The sequence below is a fragment of the Streptomyces sp. NPDC057963 genome, from assembly GCF_042887155.1.
Classification (GTDB): Bacteria; Actinomycetota; Actinomycetes; order Streptomycetales; family Streptomycetaceae; genus Streptomyces.
The window spans coordinates 53,806-68,075 of the sequence record NZ_JBHVPX010000019.1; the positions used below are offsets into that span (position 1 = coordinate 53,806).

12 protein-coding genes are annotated in these 14,270 nt (G+C 71.2%); 11 read left to right on the forward strand and 1 reads right to left on the reverse strand.

Features of this window, described 5'->3' with window-relative positions; translation table 11 throughout:
* The first annotated feature begins 73 nt into the window (after positions 1–73).
* The 11 genes from ACFVT1_RS32395 (at position 74) to ACFVT1_RS32445 (ending at position 13,546) form a co-directional block, all read left to right on the forward strand.
* Positions 74–472, forward strand: coding sequence for a cell division protein SepF (locus ACFVT1_RS32395; protein ID WP_389801916.1), 399 nt, complete (start codon positions 74–76; stop codon positions 470–472).
* Between the two features lie 190 nt (positions 473–662).
* Positions 663–1,979, forward strand: coding sequence for an AAA family ATPase (locus tag ACFVT1_RS32400; RefSeq protein ID WP_389801919.1), 1,317 nt, complete (start codon positions 663–665; stop codon positions 1,977–1,979).
* Positions 1,976–2,344, forward strand: a complete 369-nt coding sequence (locus ACFVT1_RS32405) for a nucleotide pyrophosphohydrolase (protein ID WP_389801922.1) — start codon at positions 1,976–1,978, stop codon at positions 2,342–2,344. Before ACFVT1_RS32400 ends, ACFVT1_RS32405 begins: the two co-directional genes overlap by 4 nt.
* A 124-nt stretch (positions 2,345–2,468) precedes the next feature.
* The gene (locus ACFVT1_RS32410) at positions 2,469–3,005 is read left to right on the forward strand and encodes a DUF6099 family protein (RefSeq protein WP_389801925.1); all 537 of its coding nucleotides are present in this window, start codon (positions 2,469–2,471) and stop codon (positions 3,003–3,005) included.
* Positions 3,006–3,138: 133 nt separating this feature from the next.
* Complete coding sequence (locus ACFVT1_RS32415) at positions 3,139–4,062, forward strand: LLM class F420-dependent oxidoreductase (RefSeq protein WP_389801927.1); 924 nt, start codon at positions 3,139–3,141, stop codon at positions 4,060–4,062.
* A 141-nt stretch (positions 4,063–4,203) separates the two neighbouring features.
* Positions 4,204–5,169 (forward strand): homocysteine S-methyltransferase, encoded by a 966-nt coding sequence (gene mmuM / locus ACFVT1_RS32420; protein WP_389801930.1) that lies wholly within the window; start codon positions 4,204–4,206, stop codon positions 5,167–5,169.
* Positions 5,170–5,328: 159 nt separating this feature from the next.
* On the forward strand, positions 5,329–6,828 hold the full coding sequence (locus ACFVT1_RS32425; RefSeq protein WP_389801933.1) for a 3' terminal RNA ribose 2'-O-methyltransferase Hen1: 1,500 nt from the start codon (positions 5,329–5,331) through the stop codon (positions 6,826–6,828).
* The gene (locus tag ACFVT1_RS32430) at positions 6,825–9,398 is read left to right on the forward strand and encodes a polynucleotide kinase-phosphatase (RefSeq protein ID WP_389801936.1); all 2,574 of its coding nucleotides are present in this window, start codon (positions 6,825–6,827) and stop codon (positions 9,396–9,398) included. The genes ACFVT1_RS32425 and ACFVT1_RS32430 overlap by 4 nt, the downstream gene beginning before the upstream one ends.
* A 105-nt stretch (positions 9,399–9,503) precedes the next feature.
* On the forward strand, positions 9,504–10,736 hold the full coding sequence (locus ACFVT1_RS32435) for an arginine deiminase (protein ID WP_362201934.1): 1,233 nt from the start codon (positions 9,504–9,506) through the stop codon (positions 10,734–10,736).
* Between the two features lie 130 nt (positions 10,737–10,866).
* A complete protein-coding gene (gene argF, locus ACFVT1_RS32440; protein ID WP_389801939.1) occupies positions 10,867–11,901 on the forward strand; it encodes an ornithine carbamoyltransferase in 1,035 nt (344 codons plus the stop codon).
* A 178-nt stretch (positions 11,902–12,079) separates the two neighbouring features.
* Complete coding sequence (locus ACFVT1_RS32445; protein WP_389801942.1) at positions 12,080–13,546, forward strand: amino acid permease; 1,467 nt, start codon at positions 12,080–12,082, stop codon at positions 13,544–13,546.
* A gap of 32 nt (positions 13,547–13,578) precedes the next feature.
* On the opposite strand, the gene ACFVT1_RS32450 is transcribed toward ACFVT1_RS32445, so the two are convergent.
* Entirely contained in the window at positions 13,579–14,010 is a 432-nt protein-coding gene (locus ACFVT1_RS32450) for an ATP-binding protein (RefSeq protein ID WP_389801945.1), read from the reverse strand.
* Positions 14,011–14,270: the final 260 nt, after the last annotated feature.

The following is a 14,270-nucleotide window of genomic DNA, read 5'->3' on the forward strand; positions in this document are numbered from 1 at the left end:
GACGAGAGAATTGCCCGATGAACAGCGAGCGCAGCCGGCGCAACGCCGACCGAAGCACAGACGGGGTGGTCCGGTGAGCAGGTACGACAGGTACGACGTCACGGACGAGCAGTGGGAGGGGCTTGCCCAGGTCGTGCCTCTGCGCAGCCGGAACGAGTGGCCCTCCCGGGTCGATCACCGCACGGCCCCCGACGAGAGCGCGGAAGCCGAACAGCGGCGCCTCGTCGTGCTGCGGGTCCAGGTCTTCGCGGACGCGCGGGAGGTGGCGGAGTACCTGGTCGCACAGATCCCGGTGCTGCTCGATCTGACCAGCGCGGAGACGGATGTGGCCAAGCGCATCCTGGACTTCACCAGCGGGGTCGTCTTCGGGCTCGGCAGCGGAATGCACCGGGTCGACCGGAATGTCTTCCTGCTGTCACCGGCCGGCATGGAGGTCGAAGGGGTCACGGCGGCGGGCGTACCCGGTTCGTAGGAGGAACGCGGGCGGGGGGTGGCCGGGAGGGACCGGCGAGGCAGGTCCGTCCCGTTCGTGCGAACGCCGTCCGGGAACGCCGTCCGGGAACGTTGTCCGGGCGCGACAGTCGCCGCGAAGGTAGCCCGATCGTAGGAAGGTAGTTCAGGCGGAACGATTCTCCTGTCCGGGGCCTGCTTACGGTCCGCCCATGACTGCACTCCGCCCGGAAACCACCCCCCTTCCACCACTCGCCGGTACGTCCATGTCCGCCGACGCTTCCGTCGCCGCGGGTGTGTCCGCGCCGGGTGGTGCCGCTGCCACCGCCGCTACGCCCGTGTCTGCCGTTGCTTCCTCCGGTACGTCGGCCCGGCCGGAATCCGTGCTGCGTTCCCGCAGGCCCGTCCGATCCGCCGGGCCCGTCGTCACCGAACTGCGGCTGTCCGCCTTCGCCTCGCACCGGGGCGCCACCTTCCCGGTCGGCCCCGTCACTCTCTTCGCCGGGCCCGGCGGCAGCGGCAAGTCGAGTGCCCTGCGGGCGTACGAGGCACTGGCGCGGCTGGGCAGCGGGGACGTGCTCGACGAGGTGTTCCCGGACCCCGGGGGCTGTGTGCCGGAAGGGGCCGCGGCCGATGCCCAGGGCCGCCGAGGATTCCGGATCGGCTGCACGACGGACGGCCCGGCGGGCCCGGTACGGCTCGATGTCGCCGTCCAGGCGGAGCCCACCCTCCGCATCGTCGGCGAACGGCTCACCGGTGGTGGCGAGACTCTGCTCACCACCGCGTTGCGCGACCCGGGGCGCTCGACCGTCCAGGCGGCCTGGCACACCGCGGGCGCGGTCCCGGTGACGCGCGCCCCGCTGCCGGACGACCGCCTCGGAACGTCTCTGCTGCCGCTGCGGGTGGCGGGCCGGACCGAGGGGCAGTTACGGGTCCTGGCCGCCGCCGAACAGACGGTCGTGGCCCTGCGGTCGGTCTTCGCCTGCGATCCGCAGCCGTCGCGCATGCGTGCCCCGGTACCGGCGGGCGACGGCCGGCTGCGCCGGGACTGCGGCAACCTCGCGGCCGTGCTGGGGCGTACGCACACGCAGCACGCCCCACGGCTCGCCCGGCTGGTCGCGGCCGCCCACGCCGGATGCGCGGGGCCGGTGACCGGGCTCGGTGTGGAGCGGCTCGCGGACGGGTTGCTGTGCGCGGTGGTCGGGCGTGGCGGGGGACGCGTCACGCCGCTCGGCCGGCTCGGCGACGGCGAGTTGCGGTATCTCGCGCTCGCCCTGGTGCTGCTCACCGGCCCGGGGGCGCTCGCCGTCGACGCCGCGGGCGAGGTGCCGTCGGCCATGCAGACGCTCACCGTGCTGGCCGACGGATTCGACCGGGACCTGGACGGACGGCAGTCGCGCGAACTGCTGGATCTGGCGGTGTCGACCGGGGCGGCCGGCCACCTCGGACTGGTGGGCACCGTGACCGAGTCGGGTGCGCTGTGGGCCCGGGAGACGCCCGGGGTGACGGTGGTAGACCTGGAGTCGTGACAGAACTTGATGTACGGGCCCTGCAGCGACGGCTCGCCGCGTTCGCGGCCGCACGGGACTGGGAGCAGTACCACACCCCGAAGAACCTGGCGGCGGCACTGAGCGTCGAGGCGTCCGAACTCGTCGAGATCTTCCAGTGGCTGACGCCGGAGCAGTCGGCGCGGGTGATGGAGAGGCCCGAGACGGCGCACAGGGTGGCGGACGAGGTCGCGGATGTGCTCGCGTATCTGCTGCAGTTCTGCGAAGTGCTGGGGATCGACGCGCTGGCGGCGCTGTCGGAGAAGATCGAGCGGAACGAGGCCCGATTCCCGGTGCCGGAGCGCCTGGACACCTCCGAACCCCCGGATCGTCACTCTTCGGAGTGATCGATTTGTCCACAGTCGACTTCGTGTCCACAGATTTCCGAATTCCCCTGGCTTTTCGGTGCTGACGCCCTCACTGTGGGTAATGAATGAGTTGAGCGGCTTTTCGTACGGACGGGGGTAACGCATGGAAGCGGAGCGGCTTGTAGGAGTGAGTCGACGTGCGCTGGCGCAGAGCCGGGGCACGCCGGACATCATCGCCGAGGCATGGCAGGCCCAGGCGCTCGCTCAGGCGATCGGCAGCCGGCTTGCCGTGGACGGACCCAAGGAGTTACGGGGCGAGGCGCGCGGGCTCAGTGAAATCGGGGGGAGGAGCAGCGGGGCGCTGGACCACCCGGCGGCGCGGGCCGGGGTGGCACGGGCCGCGCAGCTCTCCGGGCTCGCCGAACCGCGGGCGACGCTGACGGGACTGGGCACGCTGCTCGGGGAGGTGGGGATGGCCTTGGTCGGGGTGGCCTGCGAGACGGACGAGCAGGGGCTCTACTGGCAGTGCATGGAGGCGATCGACGCGGCCGACGAGTCCATGGACCGGGTGCACGGAATGCTCCGGCGCCTCGACGAGCAGGAGCGGGAGCGGCAGCAGGATCTGGAGCGCGGCCGGGAGCGGGACGGCCCGTACGGTGCGGTCCGCGGACCGGCGGGCTCGGCGGCGGGCCAGCCGTGACCGTACAGTCCTTCGGCGGTGGCGAGTGGCGGTGGTGGCACCGAGGAGGGAGGACGAGTGGCGGTGGTGGCACCGAGGAGGGAGGAGTGAGGAGGGGAGGAAGGACCGGCGTCCGGAGGTGCAGGATGGGTGCATGGATCTTCGAATCTTCACCGAACCCCAGCAAGGGGCCTCCTACGACACCCTGCTCACCGTGGCCAAGGCGGCCGAGGATCTCGGCTTCGACGCCTTCTACCGCTCCGACCACTACCTCCGCATGGGACCGGGCGACGGGCTGCCCGGCCCGACCGATGCGTGGATCACCCTGGCCGGGCTGGCGCGCGAGACCAAGCGGATCCGTCTCGGCACGCTCATGACCGCGGGGACCTTCCGGCTCCCCGGCGTGCTCGCCATCCAGGTGGCGCAGGTCGACCAGATGTCCGGCGGGCGGGTCGAGCTCGGCCTCGGGGCGGGCTGGTTCGAGGAGGAGCACAAGGCCTACGGCATCCCGTTCCCCAAGGAGAAGTTCGGCCGGCTGGAGGAGCAGCTGGCCATCGTCACCGGGCTGTGGGCGACCGAGGTCGGCAAGACGTTCAGCTTCGACGGCACCTACTACCAGCTGACGGATTCGCCTGCGCTGCCCAAGCCGGCGCAGGCCAGGGTGCCGGTCCTGATCGGCGGTCTCGGCGCGACGCGCACACCGCGGCTGGCCGCCCGGTACGCGGACGAGTTCAATGTCCCCTTCGCTTCGCTGGAGGACAGCGAGAAGCAGTTCGGCCGGGTCGGGGAGGCGGCGGAGGCGGCCGGCCGGGGGCCGGACGATCTGGTGTACTCCAACGCCCTGGTGGTCTGCGTCGGCAGGAACGATGCCGAGGTGGCACGTCGTGCCTCCGCCATCGGCCGTGAGGTGGCGGAGCTGAAGGAGAACGGCCTCGCGGGTTCGCCCGCCGAGGTGGTCGACAAGATCGGGCGGTACGGCGCGATCGGGTCGTCCCGGATCTACCTCCAGGTCCTGGACCTGGACGATCTGGACCACCTGGAGCTGATCTCCTCCCAGGTCCAGTCCCAGCTCACCTGAGCCGGGAGCGATTCCGGCCCACCCGGGCCGGATACCGGTTCCGGCTCATCCGGGCCGGGGACCGGTTCCGGCCCACCTGAGCCGGCGTCCGTTCCCGGTTCGCCCGCCGCGCCGGAGCCCGGCACTTGAGGGGAGTCACCCGTGCACACCGCCCGGTCGGCCCAGGACCCGCCTGCCCGTGCCCTCGAACAGGCCCTCGCGGAGGGGACGCTCCTGCTCGACGGCGGTCTCTCCAACCAGTTGGAGGCGCAGGGCTGCGATCTGTCCGACGCCCTGTGGTCGGCCCGGCTGCTGGTCGACGGGCCGGGGCAGATCGAGGCGGCGCACGCGGCCTATGTGCGGGCGGGTGCGCAGGTGCTCATCACGGCCGGCTATCAGGCGACGTTCGAGGGATTCGAGCGGCGGGGGATCGGCCGGACCCGGGCGGCGGAACTGTTCGCCCGCAGTGTGCGGCTGGCACGGCGGGCCGCCGGAGGGGTGGAGCGGGAGGTCTGGGTCGCCGCCTCGGTCGGCCCGTACGGGGCGATGCTGGCGGACGGCAGCGAGTACCGGGGCCGCTACGGGCTCTCCGTCCGGGAGCTGGAGCGGTTCCACCGCCCCCGGATCGAGGCGCTGGCCGCCGCCGGGCCCGACGCGCTGGCGCTGGAGACGGTGCCGGACACCGACGAGGCCGAGGCGCTGCTGCGGGCGGTCGAGGGATGCGGACTGCCCGTCTGGCTCTCCTACAGCGTGGCGGGGGACCGGACCAGGGCAGGGCAACCGCTGGAGACGGCCTTCGCTCTCGCCACGGGGAACGACCGTGTGCTGGCCGTGGGGGTGAACTGCTGTGATCCGGCGGATGCGGACCGGGCGGTGCGGGTGGCGGCGGAGGTGGCCGGGAAACCGGTGGTCGTCTATCCGAACAGCGGTGAGCGGTGGGATGCCGGGGGCCGGGGGTGGGTCGGCGACCCGACGTTCGATCCGGGAAGGGCAAGGGCCTGGCAGGATGCCGGTGCCCGGCTCGTGGGCGGTTGCTGCCGGGTCGGCCCGGACACCGTCGCGGAGCTGGCGGGGCTGCTCGGCGGCACGACGGCAGACGAAGGAAAGCGGGGCGGAGAAGAGGGATGAACGGAACCGAGGGGGCCGCGGGAGCCGAGGGGGACGGGCAAGCCGGGGGACGGGCGGGTCAAGGGGACGGACGGGCCGGTGGGACGGGCGGGCCGGCGGTGTCCGGACACATGAAAATGCGCTGGTGGGACGCGAGCGAACCGGACCATACTCGGATGTGTGTTCCTGACGATCAGCACGACCGGCAACCCGGAACGTCCCGCTACCGACCTCGGTTTCCTGCTGCACAAGCACCCCGGGAAGGCGCAGACGTTCTCCACCTCCCACGGCACCGCGCATGTCTTCTATCCCGAGGCATCCGCCGAGCTCTGCACCGCGGCGCTCCTGCTGGAGGTGGATCCCGTGGCGCTGGTGCGGCGCGGCAAGGGCAAGGGCCGCGGCGGCGCCCCCGACGCCGCGCTGGCGCAGTACGTCAACGATCGCCCGTACGCGGCGTCCTCGCTGCTCGCCGTGGCGATGAGCGCCGTCTTCAAGTCCGCTCTGAACGGTGTGTGCCGCGCGCTGCCCGACCGGGCGCAAGCGCCTCTTCCGCTGCGCATTGAGGTACCCGCTCTGCCGGCGCGCGGTGGCGCGGAACTGGTGCGCAAGCTCTTCGGGCCGCTCGGCTGGACGAGCGTGGACGTCGTGGCCGTACCTCTGGACGAGCAGTTCCCGGAGTGGGGGGACTCGCGGTACGTACGGCTGGTGCTGGAGGGCGAGTTGCGGCTCGCTGACGCGTTGCGGCAGCTGTACGTCCTGCTGCCGGTGCTGGACGACGCCAAGCACTACTGGGTCGCGCCGGACGAGGTGGACAAGCTGCTGCGGGCCGGTGAGGGCTGGCTGGCCGACCACCCCGAGCAGAAGCTGATCACCAGCCGCTATCTGTCCCGGCGTTGGGGGCTGACCCGGCAGGCGATGCAGCAGCTCGAACTGGTACGGCTCGCCGAGTCGGACGACCTCGATGTCGAGAGCATCGACAACGCGGTGGACGAGACGACCGACACCGAGGAGAAGCCGGTGCCGCTCGCCGAGCAGCGGCGGACCGCGATCCTCGGCGCGCTGCGTGGCGCGGGCGCGAGCCGGGTCCTCGACCTGGGGTGCGGGCAGGGCCAGTTGGTGCAGGCGCTGCTCAAGGACGCGGGCTTCACGGAGATCGTCGGCGTCGACGTCTCCATGCGCGCCCTCACCATCGCCTCGCGCCGGCTGAAGCTGGACCGGATGGGCGAGCGGCAGGCCGCACGCGTCACGCTCCAGCAGGGCTCGCTGACCTACACCGACAAGCGGCTCAAGGGGTATGACGCGGCTGTGCTGAGCGAGGTCGTCGAACACCTCGACCTGCCGAGGCTGCCCGCGCTGGAGTACGCCGTGTTCGGTTCCGCCCGGCCGCGGACCGTGCTCGTGACGACGCCGAACGTCGAGTACAACGTCCGCTGGGAGACCCTTCCGGCCGGACAGGTGCGCCACGGCGACCACCGGTTCGAGTGGACGAGGGCCGAGTTCCGCGCCTGGGCCGGGGAGGTGGCACAGCGGCATGGGTACGGGGTCGACTTCCTCCCCGTGGGGCCCGACGACCCCGAGGTGGGACCGCCCACGCAGATGGCCGTGTTCACCATGACCGCAGCCGACGGGACCGGGCGACAGAACGGGAACAGGACCGAGAAGGAGGCGAAAGCCGCATGACCAGTACCGCGCGCACACTGCCGGTGACCGACCTCTGCCTCGTGGTCCTCATCGGAGCCAGCGGTTCCGGCAAGTCCACCTTCGCCCGCAAGCACTTCAAGCCGACGGAGATCATCTCCTCGGACTTCTGCCGTGGCCTGGTCGCCGACGACGAGAACGACCAGAGCGCCAGCCGTGACGCCTTCGACGTCCTGCACTGCATCGCGGGCAAGCGGCTCGCCGCCGGGCGGCTGACCGTCGTGGACGCCACCAGCGTCCAGCCCGAGAGCCGCAGGCAGCTGGTCCAACTGGCCAGGAGCCACGACGTGCTGCCCATCGCGATCGTCCTCGACCTGCCCGAGGAGGTCTGCGTCGCGCGCAACGCGGCCCGCCCCGACCGCGCCGACATGCCGCGCCACGTCATCCAGCGCCACCGCCGCGAGCTGCGCCGCTCGTTGCGAGGCCTGGAGCGCGAGGGCTTCCGCAAGGTGCACATCCTGCGGACCGAGGAGGAGGCGGAGCACGCCGAAGTGGTGCTGGAGCGCCGCTACAACGACCTGCGCCACCTCACCGGCCCCTTCGACATCATCGGTGACATCCACGGCTGCAGTTCCGAGCTGGAGTCCCTGCTCCGCAAGCTCGGCTACGTCGACGGCGCGCACCCCGAAGGGCGCACGGCGGTCTTCGTCGGCGACCTCGTGGACCGCGGCCCCGACAGCCCCGGGGTGCTGCGCCGCGTCATGTCCATGGTGGCGGCGGGCAACGCCCTGTGTGTGCCCGGCAACCACGAGAACAAGCTCGGCCGCTATCTCAAGGGCCGCCAGGTCCAGCACACCCATGGACTCGCCGAGACCATCGAGCAGCTGGACCGGGAGGACGAGAAGGACCCGGCCTTCCGGGAGCGGGTGCGGGAGTTCATCGACGGGCTCGTCAGCCACTACGTGCTCGACGGGGGCAAGCTCGTCGTCTGCCACGCCGGACTGCCCGAGAAGTACCACGGGCGCACCTCCGGACGGGTCCGCTCGCACGCGCTGTACGGGGACACCACGGGCGAGACCGACGAGTTCGGCCTGCCCGTGCGCTACCCGTGGGCGGAGGAGTACCGCGGCCGTGCCACGGTGGTCTACGGCCATACCCCGGTGCCCCACACCTCCTGGGTCAACAACACCATCTGCCTGGACACCGGCGCGGTCTTCGGCGGGAAGATGACCGCGCTGCGCTGGCCGGAGCGCGAACTCGTCGACGTACCCGCCGAGAAGGTCTGGTACGAGCCGGCCAAGCCGCTGACCACCGAGGCCCCCGGAGGCCGGGAGGGCCGGCCGCTGGACCTCGCCGATGTGCACGGGCGCCGGATCGTGGAGACCCGGCACCTGGGCCGCATCGCGGTCCGCGAGGAGAACGCGGCGGCGGCGCTCGAAGTCATGAGCCGGTTCGCCGTCGACCCGCGGTTGCTCGGCTACCTTCCGCCGACCATGGCGCCCACCGCCACCTCGCACGAGGACGGTTATCTGGAGCACCCGGCCGAGGCCTTCGCCCAGTACCGGGCGGACGGCGTCACCCAGGTCGTGTGCGAGGAGAAGCACATGGGCTCGCGTGCGGTGGCGCTCGTCTGCCGGGACGCGAACGCCGCCCACGAGCGGTTCGGCGTGGCGGACACCTCCCGCGCCCCGGGCGGTGGGGGAGGCCCGACCGGGGCGCTGTACACCCGCACCGGACGGCCGTTCCTCGACGACGTCGCACTCACCGAGGTGATCCTCGACAGGCTGCGCACCGCCGTCACCGCCGCCGGACTCTGGGAGGAGTGGAACACCGACTGGGTGCTGCTCGACGCCGAGCTGATGCCGTGGTCCCTCAAGGCGGCCGGACTGCTGCGCACGCAGTACGCCGCGGTCGGTGCCGCCTCCGGCGCCGTCCTCCCGGAGGCCGAAGCGGCTCTCGCGGCAGCGGCGGCCCGTGGCGTGGACGTGGGCGCGCTCGCGGAACGCCAGCGGGGGCGGGCCGAGGACGCGGCCGCGTTCACCGAGGCGTACCGCCGTTACTGCTGGAGCACCCAGGGGCTGGACGGGGTGCGGCTCGCGCCGTTCCAGATCCTCGCCGTGCAGGGCCGTTCACTGGCCTCCGTACCGCACGACGAGCAGCTGGCCTGGCTCGACCGGCTGGTGGAGCACGACCCGACCGGGCTGCTCCAGGTCACCCGCAGGCTCGTCGTCGACACCGGTGACGAGGCGTCGGTACGCTCCGGCGTCGACTGGTGGCTGGAGATGACCGGACGCGGCGGCGAAGGCATGGTCGTCAAGCCGCTCGCCGCGCTCGTACGGGACGGCAAGGGCAGGCTGGTCCAGCCGGGCATCAAGGTGCGCGGCCGGGAGTACCTCCGGATCATCTACGGCCCCGAGTACACCCGCCCGGAGAACCTGGAGCGGCTGCGCGGCCGGTTCCTGGGCCACAAGCGTTCGTTGGCGCTCCGGGAGTACGCGCTGGGGCTCGAAGCACTGGACCGGCTGGCCGACGGGGAGCCGCTGTGGCGGGTGCACGAGGCGGTGTTCGCGGTGCTGGCCCTGGAGTCGGAGCCGGTCGACCCCCGGCTGTAGGGCGAGACGTCAGCGGGTTCTCCGGTGGGACCGACAGTGAGATCAACGGAAAACCCGCTGGCGATTCACCGGGTGAACGGCGCTCCGCACGGTGAGGATGGAGACATGGGATTCCACGTCGACTCCGAGGCCGGGCGGCTGCGCCGCGTCATCCTGCACCGCCCCGATCTGGAACTGAAGAGGCTCACCCCCAGCAACAAGGACGCACTCCTGTTCGACGACGTGCTCTGGGTGCGCCGCGCCCGGCAGGAGCACGACGGCTTCGCGGACGTGCTGCGCGACCGCGGAGTGGAGGTGCACCTCTTCGGTGATCTGCTCCGTGAGTCGCTGGACATCCCGGTGGCCAGGCGGCTGGTCCTGGACCGGGTCTTCGAGGAGAAGGAGTACGGCCCGCTCGCCACCGAGCATCTGCGGGCCGCCTTCGAGGAGTTGTCCAGCGCCGAGCTGGCCGGGGCGCTGGTCGGCGGGATGACCAAACGGGAGTTCCTGGAGCGGCACAGCGAGCCGACCTCCGTCCGCTTCCACGTCATGGACCTGGACGACTTCCTGCTCGGCCCGCTGCCCAACCACCTCTTCACCCGGGACACCTCGGCCTGGATATACGACGGCGTCTCCATCAACGCGATGCGCTGGCCGGCCCGGCAGCGCGAGACCGTCCACTTCGAGGCGATCTACCGCCACCACCCGCTCTTCACCGGTCCGGAAGCCGGGGCCTTCCACCACTGGTCGGAAGGGCAGGACGACTACCCGTCCACCATCGAGGGCGGCGATGTACTGGTCATCGGCCATGGCGCCGTACTCATCGGGATGAGCGAGCGCACCACCCCGCAGGCGGTGGAAATGCTGGCCCGAGGACTGTTCGACGCCGGTTCGGCGCGCACGATCGTGGCGCTCGACATGCCCAAGCGCCGGGCGTTCATGCACCTCGACACGGTCATGACGATGATCGACGGCGACACCTTCACCAAGTACGCGGGCCTGGGCATGCTCCGCTCGTACACCATCGAGCCCGGTGACGGGCCGAGGGACCTGAAGGTCACCGACCATCCGCCCGAGCACATGCACGACGCGATAGCGCACGCCCTGGGCCTGGACTCGATCCGGGTCCTCACGGCCACTCAGGACGTGCACGCCGCCCAGCGCGAGCAGTGGGACGACGGCTGCAATGTGCTGGCCGTCGAGCCGGGTGTCGTGGTCGCGTACGAACGCAACGCGACCACCAACACCTATCTGCGCAAGGAGGGCATCGAGGTCATCGAGATCCGCGGGAGCGAACTCGGGCGGGGACGGGGCGGCCCCCGCTGCATGAGCTGCCCCGTGGTGCGCGACCCGGTGTAGTCCCGGAGGACGCGGTGCAGAGGCGGGCCGGGGCGGCGCAAGGAAGGCGCTCCGTATAGCGATGCATGGTGTCGTATAGACTTCCAAATTCACCGTACGTGCGATCCTCGCCCTACCCAGGAGCAGTCCCATGGCCATAGACCTCGCAGGCCGCCACTTCCTCAAGGAGCTGGACTTCACGGCCGAGGAGTTCCGCGGCCTGATCGATCTCGCGGCCGAGCTCAAGGCTGCCAAGAAGTCGGGGACCGAAGCGCAGCGGCTGCGCGGCAAGAACATCGCGCTCATCTTCGAGAAGACCTCGACCCGCACCCGCTGCGCCTTCGAAGTGGCCGCCGCCGACCAGGGTGCGTCCACGACATATCTCGACCCCTCCGGTTCGCAGATGGGCCACAAGGAGTCGGTGAAGGACACGGCCCGCGTCCTCGGCAGGATGTTCGACGGCATCGAGTACCGGGGCGACAGTCAGGCGGCCGTCGAGGAGCTGGCCGCCCACGGCGGCGTTCCGGTCTTCAACGGACTCACCGACGACTGGCACCCGACCCAGATGCTCGCCGACGTCCTCACCATGGCCGAGCACAGCGAGAAGCCGCTGGAGCGGATCGCCTTCGCCTACCTCGGCGACGCCCGCTTCAACATGGGCAACTCCTACCTGGTCACCGGCGCGCTGCTGGGCATGGACGTGCGGATCGTCGCGCCGAAGCCGTACTGGCCGGCCGCGGAGATCGTCGCCGAGGCCCGCCGGGTGGGCGGGGCGAGCGGTGCGACCATCACGCTCACCGAGGACATCGCCGAAGGCGTCGAGGGGGCGGACTTCGTCGCCACCGATGTCTGGGTCTCCATGGGGGAGCCCAAGGAGGTCTGGGGCGAGCGCATCGAGGCCCTCGCGCCGTACGCCGTGACCATGGACGTCCTGCGCGCCACCCGCAACGCCGACGTGAAGTTCCTGCACTGCCTCCCCGCCTTCCACGACCTCGGCACCGAGGTCGGGCAGGAGATCGCGGCGGCCCACGGGCTGACGGAGCTGGAGGTCACCGACGAGGTCTTCGAGTCCGCGCACTCGGTCGTCTTCGACGAGGCCGAGAACCGGATGCACACGATTAAGGCCGTCCTGGTGGCAACCCTGGCGGGCGTGCCGGGCGACGCGGCCCCGGCGGCCGCGAGCTGACGACTGCGACTGCGGCAGTGACTGCATGATCATGCGCCCGATTGGGTGAACATGCGTGAAGACGACTAATATGGTGCCTCTTGGTGGGGTTCGAGCTCGCACGCTCGAACCCCACTTTCGTGCGTGCCGCCCACGGCGCCCGGAGCCCCCCACAGGCGCCGGGGCGCACCTCCCCCACATGCTCCACCAGAGAAGAGACCATCCCGTGAGCCCGCTGCGCCCACCGAGCCCCCCGCGCCCGTCCGGGCCGCGCATCAAGAGCCCTCACCAGCTGATCGCCGAGTCCGGCGCCGACCTGGAGGGGCACGGCCTCAAGCGCACCATGGGCCTCTTCCAGCTGGTGTGCTTCGGGGTCGGCGCCGTCGTCGGCACCGGCATCTTCGTCGGCCTCTCCGACAGTGTCGCCGAGGCGGGCCCCGCCGTCGTGCTGTCCTTCGTGCTCGCGGCGATCACCTGCATCTTCACCGCGTTCTCCTTCGCCGAGCTGGGCAGCGCGATCCCGGTCTCCGGCAGCTCCTACTCCTTTGCCTACGCGACGCTCGGCGAGCGTGTCGCCTTCCTCGTCGGCTGGTGTCTGCTGCTGGAGTACGGCGTCTCGGTCTCGGCGGTCGCCGTCGGCTGGAGCCAGTACGTCAACGAGCTGCTGAACAGCCTGTTCGGCCGGCAGCTGCCCGCGGCCCTCTCGGCGGGGCCGGGCGACGGCGGAGTGATCAATCTGCCCGCCGTCCTGGTGGTCGCGATGGCCGCGACCCTGCTGGTGCGCGGTGTCCGGGAGAGCGCGGGGGCCACCACCGCGATGGCGGTCCTCAAGATCACCATTCTGGTCATGTTCTGCGCCATCGCGTTCACGGCCTTCGAACACGGGAACCTCACGCCGTTCTTCGCCCACGGGGCGGGCGGGGTCACCGCCGGTGCGTCGCTCGCGTTCTTCTCGTACATCGGCTTCGACGCCATCACCACCGCGGGCGAGGAGGTCAAGAACCCGCGGCGGAACATCCCGATCGCGATCTTGATCTGCATCGGTCTGGTCACCCTGCTCTACTGCGCCGTCGCGCTCGCCGCCATCGGAGCACTCGGCCCGAAGGCCGTCGCCGACCGGCCGGCCGCGCTCTCGATCGTCGTCGACCAGGTCACCGGCTCGAACGTCGGCGGCGGGGTCATCGCCTTCGGGGCGGTCGTCGCGATCGCGTCCGTCGTGCTCGCCGTGATGTACGGACAGACCCGCATCCTGATGTCGATGTCCCGTGACGGCCTGATTCCGCGGATCTTCGAGCGGGTCTCGCCGCGGACGTCGACGCCGGTCGCCAACACCTGGATCGTGGCCGTCGTCTTCGCGGTCCCGGCGGCCTTCTCCTCGCTCGGCGTGGTGGTGAACCTGACGACCATCGGCGCGCTCGCCACCATGGTCGCGGTGAACATCGCGGTCATCGTGCTGCGCCGCCGCAACCCGGAGGTGACCGGCTCGTTCCGGGTGCCGCTCTACCCGCTGAGCCCGCTCCTGGGGGTCGGCTTCTGCCTCTACCTGATGTACGGGACGGGCTGGGCGACCTGGGTGCAGTTCGCCGCCTTCCTGGCCGTCGGTGCGACGGTGTACGCCTTCTACGGCCGTGGCCGCTCCCGGCTGGCCGCCGCGGAGGCGGGGTGACCGGGGGTCCGGGGTGAGGTGCGGGCGGCCGGTCAGCTCCGAGGCGCAGGGGACGGCAGGGTGAACCACACGGCCTTGCCGTGCTCCGTCGTGCGGTGACCGCACGACGAGCTGAGCGTGCGGATCAGCAGCAGACCCCGGCCGTGCTCCTGCCAGGGGTCCGGCTCACCACCGGGCCCCGGATGGGAGAGATCGCCGGGCGGGGCGGGGTTGCGGTCGTGCACCTCCACCTGGCAGCCGGTCGGCAGCAGCTCCACCACCAGCTCGATCGGCTCCTCGCCGCGCGTGTGCTCCACCGCGTTGGTGACCAGTTCGGCGGTGAGGAGCTCGGCGGTGTCGGAATCGGCCGGTGCGTCGATGTCCGCCAGGGCCGTACGGATCAGGGCGCGGGCGACCGGTACGGCGACCGTCGAGTGCGGCAGGGCAATCCGCCAGGAGGCGGGAAGGGGGACATCGGGGGGCACAGCGGCGTTTCCGTTCCGGAGTTCGCGGGCTTTCTGGGCGACAGCTCTTCTCGGTTTCAACCTTACGAAGTGCAACGAGTCGGACAAGGGTCTGCCGACCGGAATGGAAGGGACGTTCGGCACTGCGTTCTCACGCTCCTCGTCTCGCGGTTCTCACGCTCCACGTATCGCGCGCTCGTGACGGGAGTCACGCACGAGTGATAAGTTCGGTCGCAGGTAGTTGCAGGCAGCGGCCCGACGGCTGAAGGGGAGCCCCCTCC

What these genes read in the sequence shown, in the direction of transcription:
- ACFVT1_RS32400 (WP_389801919.1), top strand. Translation starts at nt 663, where the DNA reads ATGACTGCACTCCGCCCGGAAACCACCCCCCTTCCACCACTCGCCGGT.
- ACFVT1_RS32410 (WP_389801925.1), top strand. Translation starts at nt 2,469, where the DNA reads ATGGAAGCGGAGCGGCTTGTAGGAGTGAGTCGACGTGCGCTGGCGCAG.
- ACFVT1_RS32415 (WP_389801927.1), top strand. Translation starts at nt 3,139, where the DNA reads ATGGATCTTCGAATCTTCACCGAACCCCAGCAAGGGGCCTCCTACGAC.
- ACFVT1_RS32430 (WP_389801936.1), top strand. Translation starts at nt 6,825, where the DNA reads ATGACCAGTACCGCGCGCACACTGCCGGTGACCGACCTCTGCCTCGTG.
- ACFVT1_RS32435 (WP_362201934.1), top strand. Translation starts at nt 9,504, where the DNA reads ATGGGATTCCACGTCGACTCCGAGGCCGGGCGGCTGCGCCGCGTCATC.
- argF (WP_389801939.1), top strand. Translation starts at nt 10,867, where the DNA reads ATGGCCATAGACCTCGCAGGCCGCCACTTCCTCAAGGAGCTGGACTTC.
- ACFVT1_RS32445 (WP_389801942.1), top strand. Translation starts at nt 12,080, where the DNA reads ATGCTCCACCAGAGAAGAGACCATCCCGTGAGCCCGCTGCGCCCACCG.